The organism is Streptomyces sp. NPDC053069 (genome assembly GCF_044546895.1).
Classification (GTDB): domain Bacteria; phylum Actinomycetota; class Actinomycetes; order Streptomycetales; family Streptomycetaceae; genus Streptomyces.
In genome coordinates this window covers 136,072-152,562 of the sequence record NZ_JBITZN010000018.1, presented here as the reverse complement: position 1 = coordinate 152,562, position 16,491 = coordinate 136,072, and the positions used below count along the sequence as shown (strand labels likewise).

The window sequence follows — 16,491 nt, the reverse complement described above, 5'->3', positions numbered from 1 at the left end:
CTCTTTAGACAGGATGCGAGCAACCTTTCGAAGCTTCTTCGACTCGCACCTTTCGGACACCGTCCCGGGTGCCGCAGGGGGCTCTGCCCAAGACACGCATCACAGCCGTAACGTGTGGCGCGACCACATGGAACGATCGCCGCGCACGGCCCGGATGAGAGTGAGGCAGCACCCCATGCCCCCCTTCGACGTCCCCGAGGGCGACCCCTTCGGCCCGCACAACCTTCCCTATGGCGTGTTCTCGCCCTCCGGCAGCACGGAGCGGAGGGTCGGCGTCCGGCTCGGGGACCACGTCCTCGACGCGGGCGCCGCTGCCGCCGCCCTCCGCTCGCCCCACCACGCGCTGCTCGCGCGCCCCACCCTCAACGCGCTGCTGGCCGCCGGTCGCCCCACCTGGTCGGAGGTACGGCGCGCCGTCACCGCCTGGGTCACGGACCCCGCGCACCGCGAGGCCGTCGAGCCGCTGTTCCACCCCCTGTCCGAGGTGACCCTGCACCTGCCCTTCGAGGTGGCGGACTACGTCGACTTCTACGCCTCGGAGAACCACGCCCGCAACGTCGGCCAGATCTTCCGCCCGGACGCCGAGGACTCCCTCACCCCCAACTGGAAGCATCTGCCGATCGGTTACCACGGCCGTTCCGGCACGGTCGTCGTCTCCGGCACGGACGTCGTACGGCCCTCCGGGCAGCGCAAGGCCCCGGCCGACCCGGCACCCGTCTTCGGGCCGTCGATCCGGCTGGACATCGAGGCGGAGGTCGGCTTCGTCGTGGGCGTGCCGTCCGCGATGGGCAGTCCGGTCGCGCTGGCCGACTTCCGCGACCACGTCTTCGGGCTGTGCCTGCTGAACGACTGGTCCGCGCGCGACATCCAGGCCTGGGAGTACGTCCCCCTCGGCCCCTTCCTCGGCAAGTCCTTCGCGACCTCGGTGTCGGCGTGGATCACCCCGCTGGAAGCGCTGGAGCACGCGCGCGTGGCGCCTCCGCAGCGCACGCACGCGCTGCTGCCGTACCTGGACGACTCGGCACCCGGCACCGAGCCGGGCGGCTACGACCTGCGGATCTCCGTCGCGATCAACGGCCATGTGGTCTCCGAGCCGCCTTTTTCGACCATGTACTGGACCGCCGCCCAGCAACTCGCCCACATGACGGTGAACGGCGCCTCGCTGCGCACCGGCGACCTGTACGGCTCGGGCACGGTGAGCGGCCCCGAGGAGCGTCAGCGCGGCTCACTGCTGGAGCTGACCTGGAACGGCCGCGACCCCCTCGAACTGCCCGACGGCAAGCGGGCCTTCCTGGAGGACGGCGACGTGGTCACCCTGTCGGCATGGGCCCCCGGGGCGGACGGGCGCCGTGTCGGCCTGGGTGAGGTCAGCGGCCGGGTCGTGGCGGGATGAGCAGGCTCTTGTAGCAAGAAGTTGACACAAGCCCGCCGGACGAGCATCTTGTACTCACCGCTTGATACAAGCGGTGAGTACAAGTGGTGCTGCTCACGGGGGATTTCCATGACCGATCTCGACACGACGACGCCGGCGGCCGCTTCCCGGGCGCCGGTCGACCGCTACGCCCGCTGGACGGGACTGGCCACGGGCGCCCTGGCGGCCGTCTGGCTGTCCACACTCGACCACGGCGACGGCGTGCTGTACGCCGTCCCGGCGTTCGGTCTGTGCGCGGTCGCCGGCGTCCTGGTGGGCGACGCGCTGACCGCGCCGGCCCGGGGAGCCGTCCGTACCGCCGGGCTCGTACCACGCCGCGTCCGCGACTACGTACCGCCGCGGATGACCCGGCTGCTGGCCGTCCTCGCGATCGCCCTGGTGGCACTGCTGGCGACGGCGGGCGCGGTGGCCTCGCCGGACGATCTGGGCCGGGCCGGCCGTGAACTCACCCTGGCCTGCCGGGGCATGACCGAGACACACGGCCCCTGGCCCGGTCTTTACTACGGCCTGCCGATGCTGGCCTCCCTCGCCGTCGCCACGGGGGCGTGCGGCTGGGCGCTGCGGCGGATCGCCACCCGGCCCGGCGACGAACAGTCCCGCCGCGACCGCTCGCTGGCGATCGTGGCCGCCTGGGGGATCGTCGTCTCCACCTCGCTGCTGGGCGCGGCCTCAACGGCCTCGGGCGCCCTTTCGAGCATGACGTGCGACGGCGCCGCGGGCACCGCGGCCGACGCGGTCCTGCTGCCGCTCACGCTGATCTCGCTGGCGACCGCGCCGTGGATGGTCTTCACCGTCTGCTCGCCGCGGGCGGGGTGGCGCCGCCGGGCGGGGACACGCCGGTGAGCGGCACCGCCGTCCGGGTCGACACGACCAGCCCCGTACCGCCCTACGAGCAGATCCGCGCCCAGCTCGCCGCCCTGATCAGCAGCGGACGGCTGGCCGAGGGAGAGCGGCTGCCGACGGTACGGCAACTGGCCGCGGACCTCGGCCTCGCAGCGGGCACCGTCGCCCGCGCCTACCGCGAACTGGAGGCGGCGTCCCTGATCCGGACCCGGCGCGGCGCGGGGACGCGGGTGGCGCCGCCTCCCCCGGGCGCCCGCCGCCACGAGACGGCGGCACTCACCGACGGTACGCGGGACTTCGTCGCCTGGGCGGCAGCCTTGGGCTTCACAGAGGACGAGGTCCTGGAGGCGGTACGGCGCGCGTTCCAGGAGCGGGAGACGTAGCGCTTCCGCACCCGACGGCCGGGCACGCCGGACGGAAAGGAAACCGGGCGCGCCCGACGGAAGGAAACCGGGCACCCCGGCGGCAGGAAAAGCGGGCACGCCCGACGGGAAGAAGTGCGGGCGTCCGCAACCGCGGGACCGATCACCGCCGAGACCTGACTCTCGCCGCCTCTCACCGTCATACTGGGCGGACACGCACCACACGCGACGCGCCCTCGGCGCGTCACCCGCACCACCGACACCCGCACAACTCTCCGACCAGGAACCGGAGCCCCGGCATGACCGTCTGCCTGCTCCTGCTGAGCGTCGTCGCCCTGACGGCCGCCCTGCCGGCGCCACGCGCGCTGACCCGTGCGGCCTGGCCCGAGCGGGAACCGGTGGTCGCGTTGTGGGTGTGGCAGTGCCTGGTCGCCACCGTCCTGCTGTGCTGCCTGGCGGCACTGGTGCTGGGCACGGCGGCCGTCTTCCACACCGTCCGCGACCGTGTCTTCGCCCCCGCGCCGCCCTCCGTCACCGCCGCCTACGACCTCTCCGCCGCGCCGGTGTGGGCCGCCGCCCTCACCGTGCTGCTGGCCTGCGGAGCCGCCTGGACGACGGCGATGCTGGGCCGGGAACTCGTCGAGGCCCGCCGCAGCCGCGGCCAGGCCCGCGCACAGCTCCAGGAGCGCGCCCCCGATCTGCCGGCCGGCCTGCCGGCGGCGCGCGGCCCGATGCTGGTGCTGGAGGACGAATACCCGGACGCCTGGTGGATGCCGGGACACCCACCGCAACTGGTCGTCACGACGGGAGCGCTGCAGCGCCTCACCGACCACCAGCTGGACGCCGTCCTCACCCATGAGCGCGGGCACGCGCGTGCCCACCACGACTGGCTGCTGCACCTGTCCACCGCGCTCGCCACGGGCTTCCCGCGCGTGCCGCTCTTCGCGCACTTCTGCGACCAGACGCACCGCCTGGTCGAGCTGGCCGCCGACGACACGGCGTCCCGGCGCTGCGGACACCTCACGACGGCCCTCGCGCTGATCGAACTGAACCAGCACCGGGGCGTCCTGTCCTGCGACTCCAGCCGGCGCCTCCTCGGCGAGCGCGTGGACCGCCTGCTGGAGCCGCCGCCACGGCTGCTGCGCCGGCACCGGGCGCTGACGACGACGGTGGCCGCGCTGGTGCCGTTGCTGCCGCTCCTGATCACGTTCGCGCCGGGGCTGACGGCACTGTCCTGACCGGACCGCCGGGTGGCAGATCTTCCCGCTCCCAGCGGGAAACGCGCAGCTCAGCGCCGTATCCAACGCCCCCTCACCTGGCGCAACACTGCAGCAACACCCTATTCCCTACCGGGTCGGTATGGTTTCGGCCATGCCACCCACCGAACGTTCCCGAGACCACGCAGGTCAGGGCGCAGCGACCACCGTCGCCGCCCACCGCGCGCGTCGACGGCTGCGTGCGGACCGGGCCCGGCAGCTGGCCGACCTGCTGCGCCACCAGATCCTCACCGGCGCCTTCCGGAACGGCCCCCTCCCCCACGAGTCGACCCTCGCCGCCGACTACCGCGCCTCCCGCAACACCGTCCGTCAGGCCCTGGACCTCCTCCGGGCCGAAGGCCTGGTGGAGCGGCTGCCCGGGGTCGGCACCGTGGTCGTCGCCCAGAAGTACCCGCACGGGCTCGACCGCCTGATGGGCCTCGCGGAAACCCTCCGCGAACACGGCCGCGTCACCAACGAGGTCCGCACCATGGGCCCCGCCCCCGCACCCGCACCGGTGGCCGACCGCCTCCGCATCCCCGCCGGCGCCGACGTCCTCTACATCGAACGCCTGCGCCGCCTGAACGGCCTCCCGCTCTCCCTCGACCTCACCTACATCCCGCTCGACATCGGCACCGCCCTGCTCGGTGCCGACCTGGAGAACACCGATGTCTTCCGCCTCCTGGAAGCCATCACCGGCCAGCGCCTCGGCCACGCCGAGATCTCCCTGGAGGCGGTGAACGCGGACACTCACTCCGCCGCCGTACTCCAGGCCCCGCGCGGCGCCGCCGTACTGATGCTGGAACGCCTCACACACCTCGCCGACGGCCGCCCCGTCGACCTGGAGTTCATTCGCTTCCGCGGCGACCGGATCACCATGAGCGGCCTGCTCCACCGGTCGTAACACGCCCCCTGCCTGCACGTTTCCTGGAGACAGCCATGCCCTTGGCGCCCCAGCGGGCCGACGTGCCCGTGACCATCGACGAGTCGAAGTGCATCGACGGCTGCACCCTCTGCGTGGACATGTGCCCGCTGGACTCCCTGGCCATCGACGAGACCAACGGCAAGGCGTACATGCACGTCGACGAGTGCTGGTACTGCGGCCCGTGCGCGGCCCGCTGCCCCACCGGAGCCGTCACGGTCAACATGCCCTATCTGCTGCGGTGAGAGGTACAACCACCATGAAACGAACCACAGTCGCCGTATCCGCCGCCGCACTCCTCCTGCCCCTGTCCGCCTGCGGCGGCAGCGCCGAAGCGGGCAGCGGCTCCACGGTCACCGTGACCGTCGGCTACCAGTCCAAGACCATCAACACCGTCACCGCGGGCACGCTGCTGCGCTCCCTCGGCTACTTCGAGAAGCAGCTCAACTCCCTGCACGACGGCCACACCTACAAGGTCGACTGGCAGGACTACGCCACCGGCGCCCCGATCACCGCCCAGATGACCGCCGGCAAGATCGACATCGGCTCGATGGGCGACTTCCCGCTGCTGCTCAACGCGGCCCGCGGCAAACAACTCGGCCGGCCCACCCACCTGGTCTCGGTGACCGGCTACAACCTGCGCGGCGGCCTCAACACCGTGGTCACCGCGCCCGGCTCGACACTCGCCTCTCTGAAGGACCTGAAGGGCAAGAAGGTCTCCACCAGCGTCGGTTCCGCCGCGGACGGCACTCTCGTACGGGCCCTGCAACGCGCCGGCATCGACCCGGACAAGGGGATCTCCAAACTCAACCAACAGCCTGCCGTCGGCGCCTCTGCGCTCTCCTCCGGCAGCGTGGACGCCCTGTCGCAGTTCGTCGCCTGGCCGGGCCTCCTCGCCTACCAGGGCCGGGCCAAGGCCCTGTACGACGGCGCCCAGCTGAACCTGCCCACTTTCCACGGCGTCACCGCCCGCGAGGACTTCGCCCAGCAGCGTCCGGCTGTCCTGGAAGCCTTCCTCAAGGCCCAGGCGGAGGCGACGGACTACCTCAACGCCCACCCCGTCGCCGCTTCCGAGAAGGTCGCCGAGGCCACCAGCCTGCCCGCCGAAGTGGTCTATCTCTACAACGGTGCCCACGGCATCGCCACCTTCGACCCGGCCGTCAAGCCGCAGCTCGTTTCCGCGCTCAAGCAGGACGTGTCCGTGCTGAAGGCCGCCAAACTGACCGGTGACATCGACGTGGACTCCTTCGTCGACGACCAGTACGTCAAGAAGGCCCTCGGCTCCACCTACGCCAAGCGCCTGGCCGCCGCACCCCCGCCGGCCGCGAGCGAGGTGTGGCCCAAGGGCAGCGAGAAGGCCGTCTCCTTCAAGTCCCCGAAGGAGCTGCTGGCCTACGTGGCCGGTCACCAGGCCGGCATCCGCGCCTCCTACGTACCCGACGCCACCACCGGCACCCTCTGGTTCGCCGACAAGGCGGTGTGGGTGGCCGATGGCGACCAGTTGCTGCCGTTCGTCACCGGGGCGACCGCACAGGACTATGTCACCGCCCACGGCGGCGCCCGGACGGTGTCGTACCGCGACGCACTGGAGCGGTCCTCATGACCCGGCGGCCCTTGGCCAGGTATGCGCTGCGGACGGCCTCCCTGGCTGCTTTCCTCGGCCTGTGGCAGTTGCTGACCAGCCTCGACGTGACCCTGTGGCTGCGGTTCTCGCAGTTCCCGACGGTCACCGACGTGGCCCGCGCCTTCGCCGGCCGGCTCTCCGGCGGCGACTACTGGACCGACCTCACCGACAGCCTCACCCGGATCCTCACCGGCTTCGCGCTGGCGGCCGTCCTGGGCGTGGCAACGGGCGTGCTCGTGGCCCGCTCGCACCTCGCCGAGGATCTGCTCGGTCCGGTCCTGGAGGTGATCCGCCCGATACCGGCGATCGCCCTCGTCCCCGTCGCGATCCTCCTCTTCCCCTCCAATGAGCAGGGCATCGTCTTCATCACCTGCACCGCAGCCTTCTTCCCGGTGCTGGTCTCCACCCGGCACGCGGTCCGCGCGCTCACCCCCGTCTGGGAGGAGGCGGTGCGCACCATGGGCGGCAGCCGGCTGCGGATCCTCGGCTCGGTGGTACTGCCGGGCGCACTGCCCGGCATTTTCGGCGGGCTCTCGGTCGGCATCGGCGTGTCGTGGATCTGCGTGATCTCCGCCGAGATGATCTCCGGCCAGTACGGCGTCGGCTACCGCACCTGGCAGGACTACACGGTGGTGAACTATCCGGGGGTCTTCGTCGGCATGGTCACGATCGGTGTCCTCGGCTGGGTCACCTCCACGGCCGTGGAACTCCTCGGCCGGCGTCTGACCCGCTGGCTGCCCCGCACCTCGTACGTCCCCGGTGGCCGCACCCGCGTGCCCCGGCCCGTCGCCGCCCCCGTGCGCGCCGACGGCGATCCCGAGCACCAGGCCCAGCGCGAGCAGGAGGGCCAGAAGGACACCGAGGAGGCCCGTGATGAGCACCTCGTCTGAGACCGTCACCGCGCCCGTCGCGCCGTCCTCGAAGGCCGTGCGCGGCACCCGGCTCACCTTCCGTTCCGCCGTGCTCGGCCGCCCGGACGCGCCGGTGCTGTACGACGTCGACCTGGACGTCTCTCCCGGCGAGATCCTGACCGTCGTGGGCCCTTCCGGCTGCGGCAAGTCCACGCTGCTGCGCACCCTCGCCGGGCTGCTGCCTCCCCTGGGCGGCGCCGCCGAGGTGGACGGCGTCCCGCTGGCGGGGCCCTCGGCCGACCGTGCGCTGGTCTTCCAGGAGGACGCGCTGCTGCCCTGGCGCACCTTGCGCGGGAATGTCGAACTGCCGCTCGCCATCAGCGGCGTACCGCGCTCCGCACGCCGTTCCCGGGCCGAGTCCTGGCTCGCCCGTGTCGGACTCAGTGCGCAGGCCGGGCAGTTGCCGCACCGGGTCTCCGGCGGGCAGCGCCAGCGCGCCCAGTTGGCCCGCGCGCTGGCCGACAGCCCCCGCGCCGTCCTGATGGACGAGCCTTTCGGAGCCCTCGACGCGCAGACCCGCTCCGGCATGCAGGACCTGCTGGTGGAGGTGCTGCGCGGCACGGGCGCGACCGTCGTCTTCGTCACGCACGACGTGGACGAGGCCCTCTTCCTCGGCGACCGTGTGGCCCTGCTCGGCTCCGGCCGGGTGGCCGCCGTACGCGACGTACCCGGGCCGCGTGACCGTGGGGCCGTCGACGACCCGGCCCGTGTGGCCCTGCGCCGCGACATCCTCACCTCGCTCGGCTCGTGAAAGGCACCCCGGTGACCACCCCCGCGTCCACTTCCCTGGAGATTCCCGCCGTCGCCGACGCCGAGGAGCTGGCCTGCGACGTCCTCGTGATCGGCGGCGGCACCGCCGGCACCATGGCCGCCCTGACCGCCGCCGAGCGCGGTGCGAACGTGCTGCTGCTGGAGAAGGCCCACGTCCGCCACTCCGGCGCGCTCGCCATGGGCATGGACGGCGTCAACAACGCCGTCATCCCCGGTCGCGCCGAGCCCGACGACTATGTCGCCGAGATCACCCGCGCCAATGACGGCATCGTCGACCAGTCCACCGTCCGCCAGACCGCCACCCGCGGCTTCGCGATGGTCCAGCGGCTGGAGTCGTACGGCGTCAAGTTCGAGAAGGACGAGCACGGTGAGTACGCGGTGCGCCAGGTGCATCGCTCCGGCTCGTACGTACTGCCGATGCCAGAGGGCAAGGACGTCAAAAAGGTCCTCTACCGGCAACTGCGGCGGCGCGAGATGCGGGAGCGGATCCGGATCGAGAACCGGGTGATGCCGGTCCGGATCCTCACCGCCGAGGGGCGGGCCGTGGGCGCCGTCGGCTTCCACACCCGTACCGGCGCCTTCGTCACCGTTCGCGCGGGTGCGGTCATCCTCGCCACCGGCGCCTGCGGCCGGCTCGGTCTGCCCGCCTCCGGTTACCTGTACGGCACCTACGAGAACCCCACCAACGCCGGTGACGGGTACGCCATGGCCTACCACGCGGGCGCCGAGCTGACCGGTATCGAGTGCTTCCAGATCAACCCGCTGATCAAGGACTACAACGGCCCGGCCTGCGCCTACGTCGCCAACCCCTTCGGCGGCTACCAGGTCAACCGGCACGGCGAGCGCTTCGTCGACTCCGACTACTGGTCGGGGCAGATGATGGCCGAGTTCGCCGCCGAGGTCGCCAGCGACCGCGGGCCGGTCTTCCTCAAACTCAGCCATCTCCCCGAGGAGTCTGTCTCCGCGCTGGAGTCGATCCTGCACTCCACCGAGCGGCCCACCCGCGGCACTTTCCACGCCGGCCGCGGGCACGACTACCGCACCCACGACGTCGAGATGCACATCTCCGAGATCGGCCTGTGCGGCGGCCACTCCGCCTCCGGCGTCCGCGTCGACGACCACGCGCGTACGACCGTCTCCCGCCTGTACGCCGCCGGCGACCTCGCCTGCGTCCCGCACAACTACATGATCGGCGCCTTTGTCTTCGGCGACCTCGCAGGCGCGGACGCCGCCCAGTACACCGCCTACCAGGGCGAGCTTCCCGCGGACCAGGTCCGTGAGGCACACGAGCTGATCTACCGCCCGCTGCGCAACCCGGACGGCCCGCCGCAGACCCAGGTCGAGTACAAGCTGCGCCGATTCGTGAACGATTACGTGGCCCCGCCGAAGTCCGGTGCGCGTCTCTCCCTCGCTCTCGAGGCCTTCGAGCGGATGCGCGCCGACATCTCCGCCATGGGCGCCCGCACCCCGCACGAGCTGATGCGCTGCGCGGAGGTCACCTTCATCCGTGACTGCGCCGAGATGGCCGCCCGCGCCTCGCTCGCCCGCACGGAGTCCCGCTGGGGCCTGTACCACGACCGTCTCGACCACCCCGGCCGTGACGACGTCTCCTGGTTCCACCATCTCGATCTGCACAAGTCCCCCTCTGGTGCAATGGAGTTCACGGCCCGTCCCGTGGCTCCTTATCTCGTTCCCGTCGAGGAGTTCTCGCCGGCCGGCGGTCCCTCCCGGCGGTTGGGCGAGGTCCATGCCGAGCAGGTGGCCACGGCCGGGCCGCGCGAGGTGGCGCCGGTCGCCGCTGGACCGACGTCCGCGCGTGCCACCGCCTCCGCCGACCGGCCCGGCACGCCGGGCACCGCCTCGCCCCGGCTCCTGCAGCTGCTGGAGCTGGCCGAGGCGGAGCCGGAACTCGACCTCGTCGAGCCGTACTTGGCGGACAATGACCCCGCCGTCCGGCGTACGGCCGTCTCGGTCCTCACCGAGACCGTGCCCCCCGGCACCGGGCAGGCCCTGGCCGGTGCCCTAGCCGACTCCGACGCCGAGGTCCGCGCGACCGCCGCGGCCTCACTGCGCGAGCTGGTCGAGACCCTGCCGCCCGAACCGGCTCTGGGCTCCGCCCTCACCGGCGCCCTCGCCGCAGCCGACCCCGTCGTCCGTGCCGCCGCCCTCGATGTGCTGCGCGCTCTGCGACTCGGCGACGCCGGGGTGTTCGCGGCGGCGCTGGCCGACCCCGACATCGCCGTACGCACCGAGGCCGTACGGGCGCTCGTCTCCGTCGACGCGGTACGACCGCTGGCGGATGCCGCGGACGATCCCTCCCGGGAGGTCCGGGTCACCGTGGCCAAGGCCCTGGCCGCCGTCGGCCCGGCGTCCCTCACCGCTGCCGACCGGGAGTTGCTCACCGCCGCCCTGGACCGGCTCACCGGGGACATCGATCCTCTGGTGCGCGGTGCCGCGTTCGCCGCGCTGACCGGCACCGGCTGCCCGGCCCCGCTCGCCACCCGAGCCGTGGCCGCCCTGTCGGACCCGGCCTGGCAGGTCCGCTCCGGCGCCGCCACCGCGCTGTCGGTCGCGTCCGCCGAGACCGCCGTCCCCGCCCTGGCCAAGGCTCTGGGCGACCCGAACGCCGACGTGCGCAAGGCGGCCGTGCTGGCCCTGACCCGGCACCAGGCCACGGCGGAGGCACGAGCTGTCCTCGCCACGGCCACCAGCGACTCGGACGCGGACGTCAGGGCCTACGCGGCGCGGGGGCTGTGACTCCCGTACCCAGCGACTCCCCGCCCCCGCGGCTCCTGTACCGGCGCCGGCCGGTGATGCGCTATATCCAGGCGTCCGGCTCCGGGTCCTCGTCCGGCTCCGGCCAGTCGGCGTCCTGTGCGTCGCCGGCGGCCGGGGCCGACCCGTCCAGGGAGGCCAGTACGGCCAGCACGCCCTCCCCGTACGTCGCCAGCTTCTTCTCGCCGACACCGCTCACCGTGCCCAGCTCGCGCACCGACCCGGGCCGCCGGCTGACGATCTCCCGCAGAGTCGCGTCGTGGAAGATGACGTACGCCGGCACGCCCTGCTCGCGGGCCTGTTCGGCGCGCCAGGCACGCAGCGCCTCGAAGGCGGGCAGCAGTTCGTCGGGCAGTTCCGCCGCGGCTGTCCTGTCCTTGCGGTCGCCTCCGGAGGAGCCTGCGGATCGCGACCGGGAGGCGGCCGGCTTCTTCGGTTCCTTGCGCAGCGGCACCTCCCGCTCACGCCGCAGCACCGAGCCGCTCGCCTCGGTGAGCACCAGAGTGCCGTACTCCCCCTCGACCGCGAGCAGTCCCTGAGCCAGCAGCTGCCGGATGACGCCACGCCACTCGGCCTCGGCGAGGTCCTGGCCGATGCCGAAGACGGACAGCTGGTCGTGGTCGAACTGGATGACTTTGCCGGTGCGCTTGCCGAGCAGGATGTCGACGATCTGCAGGGCGCCGAACTTCTGCCCGCGCTCCCGCTGCAGCCGGACCACCGTCGACAGCACCTTCTGCGCGGCGATCGTGCCGTCCCAGGTCTCGGGCGGGGTGAGGCAGGTGTCGCAGTTGCCGCAGCCCGCGGCGTCGGGGTCCTGGCCGAAGTAGGCGAGCAGCTGGCCGCGGCGGCACCGGGCCGTCTCGCACAGCGCGAGCATGGCGTCGAGGTGGGCAGCGGCCCGGCGGCGGAACGCCTCGTCGCCCTCGCCGGACTGGATCAGCTTGCGCTGCTGTATGACGTCGTTCAGGCCGTAGGCCATCCAGGCCGTGGACGGCAGTCCGTCGCGGCCGGCGCGGCCGGTCTCCTGGTAGTAGCCCTCGATCGACTTGGGCAGGTCCAGGTGGGCGACGAACCGTACGTCCGGCTTGTCGATGCCCATGCCGAAGGCGATGGTCGCCACCACGACCAGGCCGTCCTCGCGCAGGAACCGCGACTGGTGGGCGGCGCGTGTGCCCGCCTCCAGACCCGCGTGATACGGCACGGCCTCGATGCCGTTGGCGGTCAGGAACTCCGCTGTCCGCTCCACCGAGTTGCGCGACAGGCAGTACACGATGCCGGCGTCGCCCGCGTGCTCCTGCCGCAGGAAGGCGAGCAGCTGCTTCCTGGGGTCGGCCTTGGGCACGATCCGGTACTGGATGTTGGGCCGGTCGAAACTGGCGACGAAGTGGCGGGCCGTCGGCAGGTTCAGCCGCTGGGTGATCTCCTCGTGGGTGGCGCGGGTGGCCGTGGCGGTGAGGGCGATCCGCGGGACGTCCGGCCAGCGCTCGCCGAGGAGGGACAGGGTGAGGTAGTCGGGGCGGAAGTCGTGGCCCCACTGGGAGACGCAGTGCGCCTCGTCGATCGCGAAGACGGAGATCTTGCCGCGTGAGAGGAGATCCCGCGTGGCGTCCAGACGCAGCCGCTCGGGTGCCAGGTACAGCAGGTCCAGCTCGCCGGCCAGGAACTCGGCCTCGACCATGCGCCGCTCGTCGAAGTCCTGCGTGGAGTTGATGAAGCCGGCCCGCACGCCGAGGGCGCGCAGGGCGTCCACCTGGTCCTGCATGAGCGCGATCAGCGGGGAGATCACGATGCCCGTGCCGGGTCTGACCAGGGCCGGGATCTGGTAGCACAGCGACTTGCCGCCGCCGGTGGGCATGAGGACGACGGCGTCGCCGCCCGCCACCACATGTTCGATGATCGCTTTCTGCTCGCCCCGGAAGGCCTCGTATCCGAAGACCCGGTGCAGCGTGGCCAGCGCCTCGCTGTCGGCCGCGCCCAGCCCCTCGGTCACCTGTGGCATCTCGCTGATCCCGCCCGTCACGCCCATCGTCCTGTCCCCCGTCGGTCCCCCGTGTGTCGTCTCTCGACCGCTGCCTCCACCATAGGGGTCCGGACCGACAGCCTCGGAGTTATCCACAGGCCCGGGGAGATCAGCAGGCACCGTGCACGTCCTCGCACGGAGCAGCCCGGTCCTTTCATCGGGCGTCCGGGACGGCCCGGCGGTCACAGTGGGGACGTGCTGCTCGGGCGGGACAAGCGGGGGCCCGCCGCACAGACCGCCGGTGCCGCCGATCCGGACCCCGTCGAACGGGCGGGCAACCCGTACCCCGGAGCACCGGGGTGACGGCGTGCGAAGGCCCCGGTTCCCTGGGGAACCGGGGCCCGGTGCAGGGACTCAGCGCACGAACACCCCTGCCTGGCTCGCCAGGTCCAGGAAGTACTGCGGGGCCACACCGAGTACCAGCGTGACCGCGACGCCCACGGCGATCGCCGCCATGGTCAGCGGGGACGGCACGGCCACGGTCGGGCCTTCCGGCTTTGGTTCGCTGAAGAACATCAGCACGATCACGCGGATGTAGAAGAACGCTGCGATCGCCGAGGAGATCACACCGATCACGACCAGCGGTGCTGCACCACCGTCCGCCGCCGCCTTGAACACGGCGAACTTCCCCGCGAAGCCGGAGGTCAGCGGGATGCCCGCGAAGGCCAGCAGGAACACCGCGAACACGGCCGCCACCAGCGGCGACCTGCGGCCGAGCCCGGCCCACTTGGACAGGTGGGTCGCTTCGCCGCCCGCGTCACGCACCAGCGTGACCACCGCGAAGGCGCCGATCGTCACGAAGGAGTAGCCGGCCAGGTAGAAGAGGACCGACGAGACGCCGTCCTTCGAGGTGGCGATGACACCCGCGAGGATGAATCCGGCGTGCGCGATGGACGAGTACGCCAGCAGCCGCTTGATGTCGGTCTGCGTGATCGCGACGATCGCACCGCCGAGCATGGTGACGATCGCCACCGCCCACATGACCGGCCGCCAGTCCCAGCGCATGCCCGGCAGAACGACGTACAGGAGGCGCAGCAGCGCTCCGAATGCGGCCACCTTCGTCGCCGCCGCCATGAAGCCGGTCACGGGCGTCGGCGCGCCCTGGTAGACGTCCGGCGTCCACATGTGGAACGGCACCGCGCCCACCTTGAACAGCAGGCCCATCACGATCAGGGCGCTGCCGAGCAGCAGCAGCACGTCGTTGCCCATGGTGTTGGCGAGTGCCGGGTCGACGTTGCTGACCGTGCCGTCGACGACCTGGGCGATGCCCGCGTACGACACGGAGCCGGCGTAGCCGTAGAGCAGGGCGATGCCGAAGAGCGTGAACGCGGAGGCGAACGCACCGAGCAGGAAGTACTTGACTGCGGCTTCCTGTGACATCAGCCGCTTGCGGCGGGCCAGCGCGCACAGCAGGTACAGCGGCAGGGAGAAGACCTCCAGGGCCACGAACAGCGTCAGCAGGTCGTTGGCCGAGGGGAAGACCAGCATGCCGGCGATGGCGAAGAGCAGCAGCGGGAAGACCTCGGTGGTGGTGAAGCCGGCCTTCACTGCGGCTTTCTCGCTGTCGCTGCCCGGTACGGAGGCGGCCTGGGCGGCGAAGGAGTCGACGCGGTTGCCGTGCGCGGCCGGGTCCAGGCGCCGCTCGGCGAAGGTGAACAAGCCGACCAGGCCGGCCAGCAGGATCGTGCCCTGCAGGAACAGGGACGGGCCGTCGACCGCGATGGCACCCATCGCGGCGATGTGGGCTTTGGTCGTGCCGTAGCCGTCGGCCGCCAGCCCGACCACCGCGGCGAACGCGGCGCACAGGGCGACGACGGACACGAACACCTGCGCGTAGTAGCGGGACCTGCGCGGGAGGAGCGCCTCGATGAGCACTCCGACCAGCGCCGCGCCGACGACGATCAGTGTCGGCGACAATTGTCCGTATTCGATCTTCGGTGCCGGGATCTTCGAGATCGGATCGGCCGCGGTTGTCCACAGGCTGTGGACGGCTGCTGTGCTCACTTGGCCGCCTCCACCTCGGGCTTGGGGTCCTTCTTGTGTACGTCTGACATGGTCTGCTTGACCGCCGGATTGACGATGTCCGTGACGGGCTTCGGATAGACGCCCAGGAAGATCAGCAGGACGATCAGCGGGGCGACGACCACGAGTTCACGCGCGCGCAGGTCGGGCATCGCCGATACCTCGGGTTTCACCGGGCCCGTCATCGTCCGCTGGTACAGGACGAGGGTGTAGAGCGCGGCGAGGACGATGCCGAAGGTGGCGATGATGCCGATCACCGGGTAGCGGGTGAAGGTGCCGACCAGGACCAGGAACTCGCTCACGAACGGGGCGAGGCCGGGCAGGGACAGCGTGGCGAGGCCGCCGATCAGGAAGGTGCCGGCGAGCACCGGGGCCACCTTCTGCACACCTCCGTAGTCGGCGATGAGCCGCGACCCGCGCCGGGAGATCAGGAAGCCTGCCACCAGCATCAGCGCGGCCGTCGAGATGCCGTGGTTGACCATGTAGAGCGTCGCGCCGGACTGGCCCTGGCTGGTCATCGCGAAGATGCCCATGATGATGAAGCCGAAGTGCGAGATCGACGCGTAGGCCACCAGGCGCTTGATGTCCCGCTGGCCGACGGCTAGCAGCGCGCCGTAGACGATGCTGATCAGGGCCAGTACGAGGATCACGGGCGTCGCCCACTTGCTGGCCTGGGGGAACAGCTGGAGGCAGAAGCGGAGCATCGCGAAGGTGCCGACCTTGTCGACGACCGCGGTGATGAGGACGGCGACCGGAGCGGTGGCCTCCTGCATGGCGTTGGGCAGCCAGGTGTGCAGCGGCCACAGCGGCGCCTTCACCGCGAAGGCGAAGAAGAAGCCCAGGAACAGCCAGCGTTCGGTGCTCGTCGCCATGTGCAGTGAACCGTTGGCGCGGGCCTGCGCGATCTCCTGGAGGCTGAAGTTCCCGGCCACTACGTAGACGCCGATCACCGCGGCCAGCATGATCAGACCGCCGACCAGGTTGTAGAGCAGGAACTTCACCGCCGCGTACGACCGCTGTGTCGACGCCGCCGCCTCGCCCTGTGCGTGGGCGCGGTCTCCGAAGCCGCCGATGAGGAAGTACATCGGGATGAGCATGGCTTCGAAGAAGATGTAGAAGACGAAGACGTCGGTGGCCTCGAAGGAGATGAGCACCATCGCCTCGACGGCCAGGATCAGCGCGAAGAAACCCTGGGTGGGCCGCCAGCGGCGGCTGCCGGTCTCCAGCGGGTCGGCGTCGTTCCAGCCGGCGAGGATGATGAACGGGATCAGCAGGGCGGTCAGCGCGACCAGCGCCACCGCGATGCCGTCGACACCCAGCTCGTACCGCACCCCGAAGTCCTTGATCCAGGCGTGCGATTCGGTGAGCTGGTAGCGGGCGCCGTCCGGGTCGAAGCGGACCAGGACGGTGATCGCCAGGGCGAGCGTGGCGAGCGAGACGAGCAGCGCCAGCCACTTGGCGGCGGTGCGTCCCGCGGCCGGTACGGCGGCCGTGGCGACGGCCCCGACGGCCGGGAGCGCCGCCGTCGCTGTCAGCAGAGGAAAGGACATCGG

Annotated in this window: 13 protein-coding genes; 10 read left to right on the top strand and 3 right to left on the bottom strand. The window is 71.6% G+C overall.

Annotated elements, in window-relative coordinates:
- The first annotated feature begins 175 nt into the window (after window positions 1-175).
- The 10 genes from fahA (at window position 176) to ACIGXP_RS33580 (ending at window position 10,878) form a co-directional block, all read left to right on the top strand.
- Window positions 176-1,393, top strand: a complete 1,218-nt coding sequence (fahA, locus tag ACIGXP_RS33625) for a fumarylacetoacetase (protein ID WP_399774831.1) — start codon at window positions 176-178, stop codon at window positions 1,391-1,393.
- A gap of 108 nt (window positions 1,394-1,501) precedes the next feature.
- On the top strand, window positions 1,502-2,275 hold the full coding sequence (locus tag ACIGXP_RS33620) for a hypothetical protein (RefSeq protein ID WP_399774829.1): 774 nt from the start codon (window positions 1,502-1,504) through the stop codon (window positions 2,273-2,275).
- Window positions 2,272-2,658: a GntR family transcriptional regulator gene (locus tag ACIGXP_RS33615; RefSeq protein ID WP_399774826.1), complete on the top strand. Its 387-nt coding sequence runs from the start codon at window positions 2,272-2,274 to the stop codon at window positions 2,656-2,658. Before ACIGXP_RS33620 ends, ACIGXP_RS33615 begins: the two co-directional genes overlap by 4 nt.
- A gap of 278 nt (window positions 2,659-2,936) precedes the next feature.
- Window positions 2,937-3,875 (top strand): M56 family metallopeptidase, encoded by a 939-nt coding sequence (locus ACIGXP_RS33610; protein ID WP_363214202.1) that lies wholly within the window; start codon window positions 2,937-2,939, stop codon window positions 3,873-3,875.
- A gap of 133 nt (window positions 3,876-4,008) precedes the next feature.
- Complete coding sequence (locus tag ACIGXP_RS33605; RefSeq protein ID WP_399774823.1) at window positions 4,009-4,797, top strand: GntR family transcriptional regulator; 789 nt, start codon at window positions 4,009-4,011, stop codon at window positions 4,795-4,797.
- A 35-nt stretch (window positions 4,798-4,832) separates the two neighbouring features.
- Window positions 4,833-5,060 carry a ferredoxin family protein gene (locus ACIGXP_RS33600; RefSeq protein ID WP_031166915.1) on the top strand — a complete coding sequence of 76 codons (228 nt, stop codon included), beginning with the start codon at window positions 4,833-4,835 and terminating at the stop codon, window positions 5,058-5,060.
- 14 nt (window positions 5,061-5,074) lie between these two features.
- Window positions 5,075-6,418 (top strand): ABC transporter substrate-binding protein, encoded by a 1,344-nt coding sequence (locus ACIGXP_RS33595; protein ID WP_399774819.1) that lies wholly within the window; start codon window positions 5,075-5,077, stop codon window positions 6,416-6,418.
- Entirely contained in the window at window positions 6,415-7,329 is a 915-nt protein-coding gene (locus tag ACIGXP_RS33590; protein ID WP_363214205.1) for an ABC transporter permease, read from the top strand. Before ACIGXP_RS33595 ends, ACIGXP_RS33590 begins: the two co-directional genes overlap by 4 nt.
- Complete coding sequence (locus ACIGXP_RS33585; RefSeq protein WP_399774816.1) at window positions 7,313-8,101, top strand: ABC transporter ATP-binding protein; 789 nt, start codon at window positions 7,313-7,315, stop codon at window positions 8,099-8,101. Before ACIGXP_RS33590 ends, ACIGXP_RS33585 begins: the two co-directional genes overlap by 17 nt.
- An 11-nt stretch (window positions 8,102-8,112) precedes the next feature.
- Window positions 8,113-10,878: a fumarate reductase/succinate dehydrogenase flavoprotein subunit gene (locus tag ACIGXP_RS33580; protein WP_399774813.1), complete on the top strand. Its 2,766-nt coding sequence runs from the start codon at window positions 8,113-8,115 to the stop codon at window positions 10,876-10,878.
- Window positions 10,879-10,939: 61 nt separating this feature from the next.
- On the opposite strand, the gene recQ is transcribed toward ACIGXP_RS33580, so the two are convergent.
- The 3 genes from recQ to ACIGXP_RS33565 all read right to left on the bottom strand — a co-directional run bounded on the left by recQ (window position 10,940) and on the right by ACIGXP_RS33565 (window position 16,488).
- Window positions 10,940-12,922 carry a DNA helicase RecQ gene (gene recQ / locus ACIGXP_RS33575; protein WP_399774809.1) on the bottom strand — a complete coding sequence of 661 codons (1,983 nt, stop codon included), beginning with the start codon at window positions 12,920-12,922 and terminating at the stop codon, window positions 10,940-10,942.
- A gap of 348 nt (window positions 12,923-13,270) precedes the next feature.
- Window positions 13,271-14,920, bottom strand: coding sequence for an NADH-quinone oxidoreductase subunit NuoN (gene nuoN, locus ACIGXP_RS33570; RefSeq protein WP_363214209.1), 1,650 nt, complete (start codon window positions 14,918-14,920; stop codon window positions 13,271-13,273).
- Window positions 14,917-16,488, bottom strand: coding sequence for an NADH-quinone oxidoreductase subunit M (locus ACIGXP_RS33565; RefSeq protein WP_363214210.1), 1,572 nt, complete (start codon window positions 16,486-16,488; stop codon window positions 14,917-14,919). Before ACIGXP_RS33565 ends, nuoN begins: the two co-directional genes overlap by 4 nt.
- Window positions 16,489-16,491: the final 3 nt, after the last annotated feature.

Bases quoted from the DNA above. Each gene is read 5' to 3' on its own strand.
- ACIGXP_RS33565 (WP_363214210.1), bottom strand. From the start codon at position 16,488: ATGTCCTTTCCTCTGCTGACAGCGACGGCGGCGCTCCCGGCCGTCGGG.
- ACIGXP_RS33590 (WP_363214205.1), top strand. From the start codon at position 6,415: ATGACCCGGCGGCCCTTGGCCAGGTATGCGCTGCGGACGGCCTCCCTG.
- ACIGXP_RS33610 (WP_363214202.1), top strand. From the start codon at position 2,937: ATGACCGTCTGCCTGCTCCTGCTGAGCGTCGTCGCCCTGACGGCCGCC.
- ACIGXP_RS33595 (WP_399774819.1), top strand. From the start codon at position 5,075: ATGAAACGAACCACAGTCGCCGTATCCGCCGCCGCACTCCTCCTGCCC.
- ACIGXP_RS33620 (WP_399774829.1), top strand. From the start codon at position 1,502: ATGACCGATCTCGACACGACGACGCCGGCGGCCGCTTCCCGGGCGCCG.
- fahA (WP_399774831.1), top strand. From the start codon at position 176: ATGCCCCCCTTCGACGTCCCCGAGGGCGACCCCTTCGGCCCGCACAAC.
- ACIGXP_RS33600 (WP_031166915.1), top strand. From the start codon at position 4,833: ATGCCCTTGGCGCCCCAGCGGGCCGACGTGCCCGTGACCATCGACGAG.
- ACIGXP_RS33605 (WP_399774823.1), top strand. From the start codon at position 4,009: ATGCCACCCACCGAACGTTCCCGAGACCACGCAGGTCAGGGCGCAGCG.
- ACIGXP_RS33585 (WP_399774816.1), top strand. From the start codon at position 7,313: ATGAGCACCTCGTCTGAGACCGTCACCGCGCCCGTCGCGCCGTCCTCG.
- recQ (WP_399774809.1), bottom strand. From the start codon at position 12,922: ATGGGCGTGACGGGCGGGATCAGCGAGATGCCACAGGTGACCGAGGGG.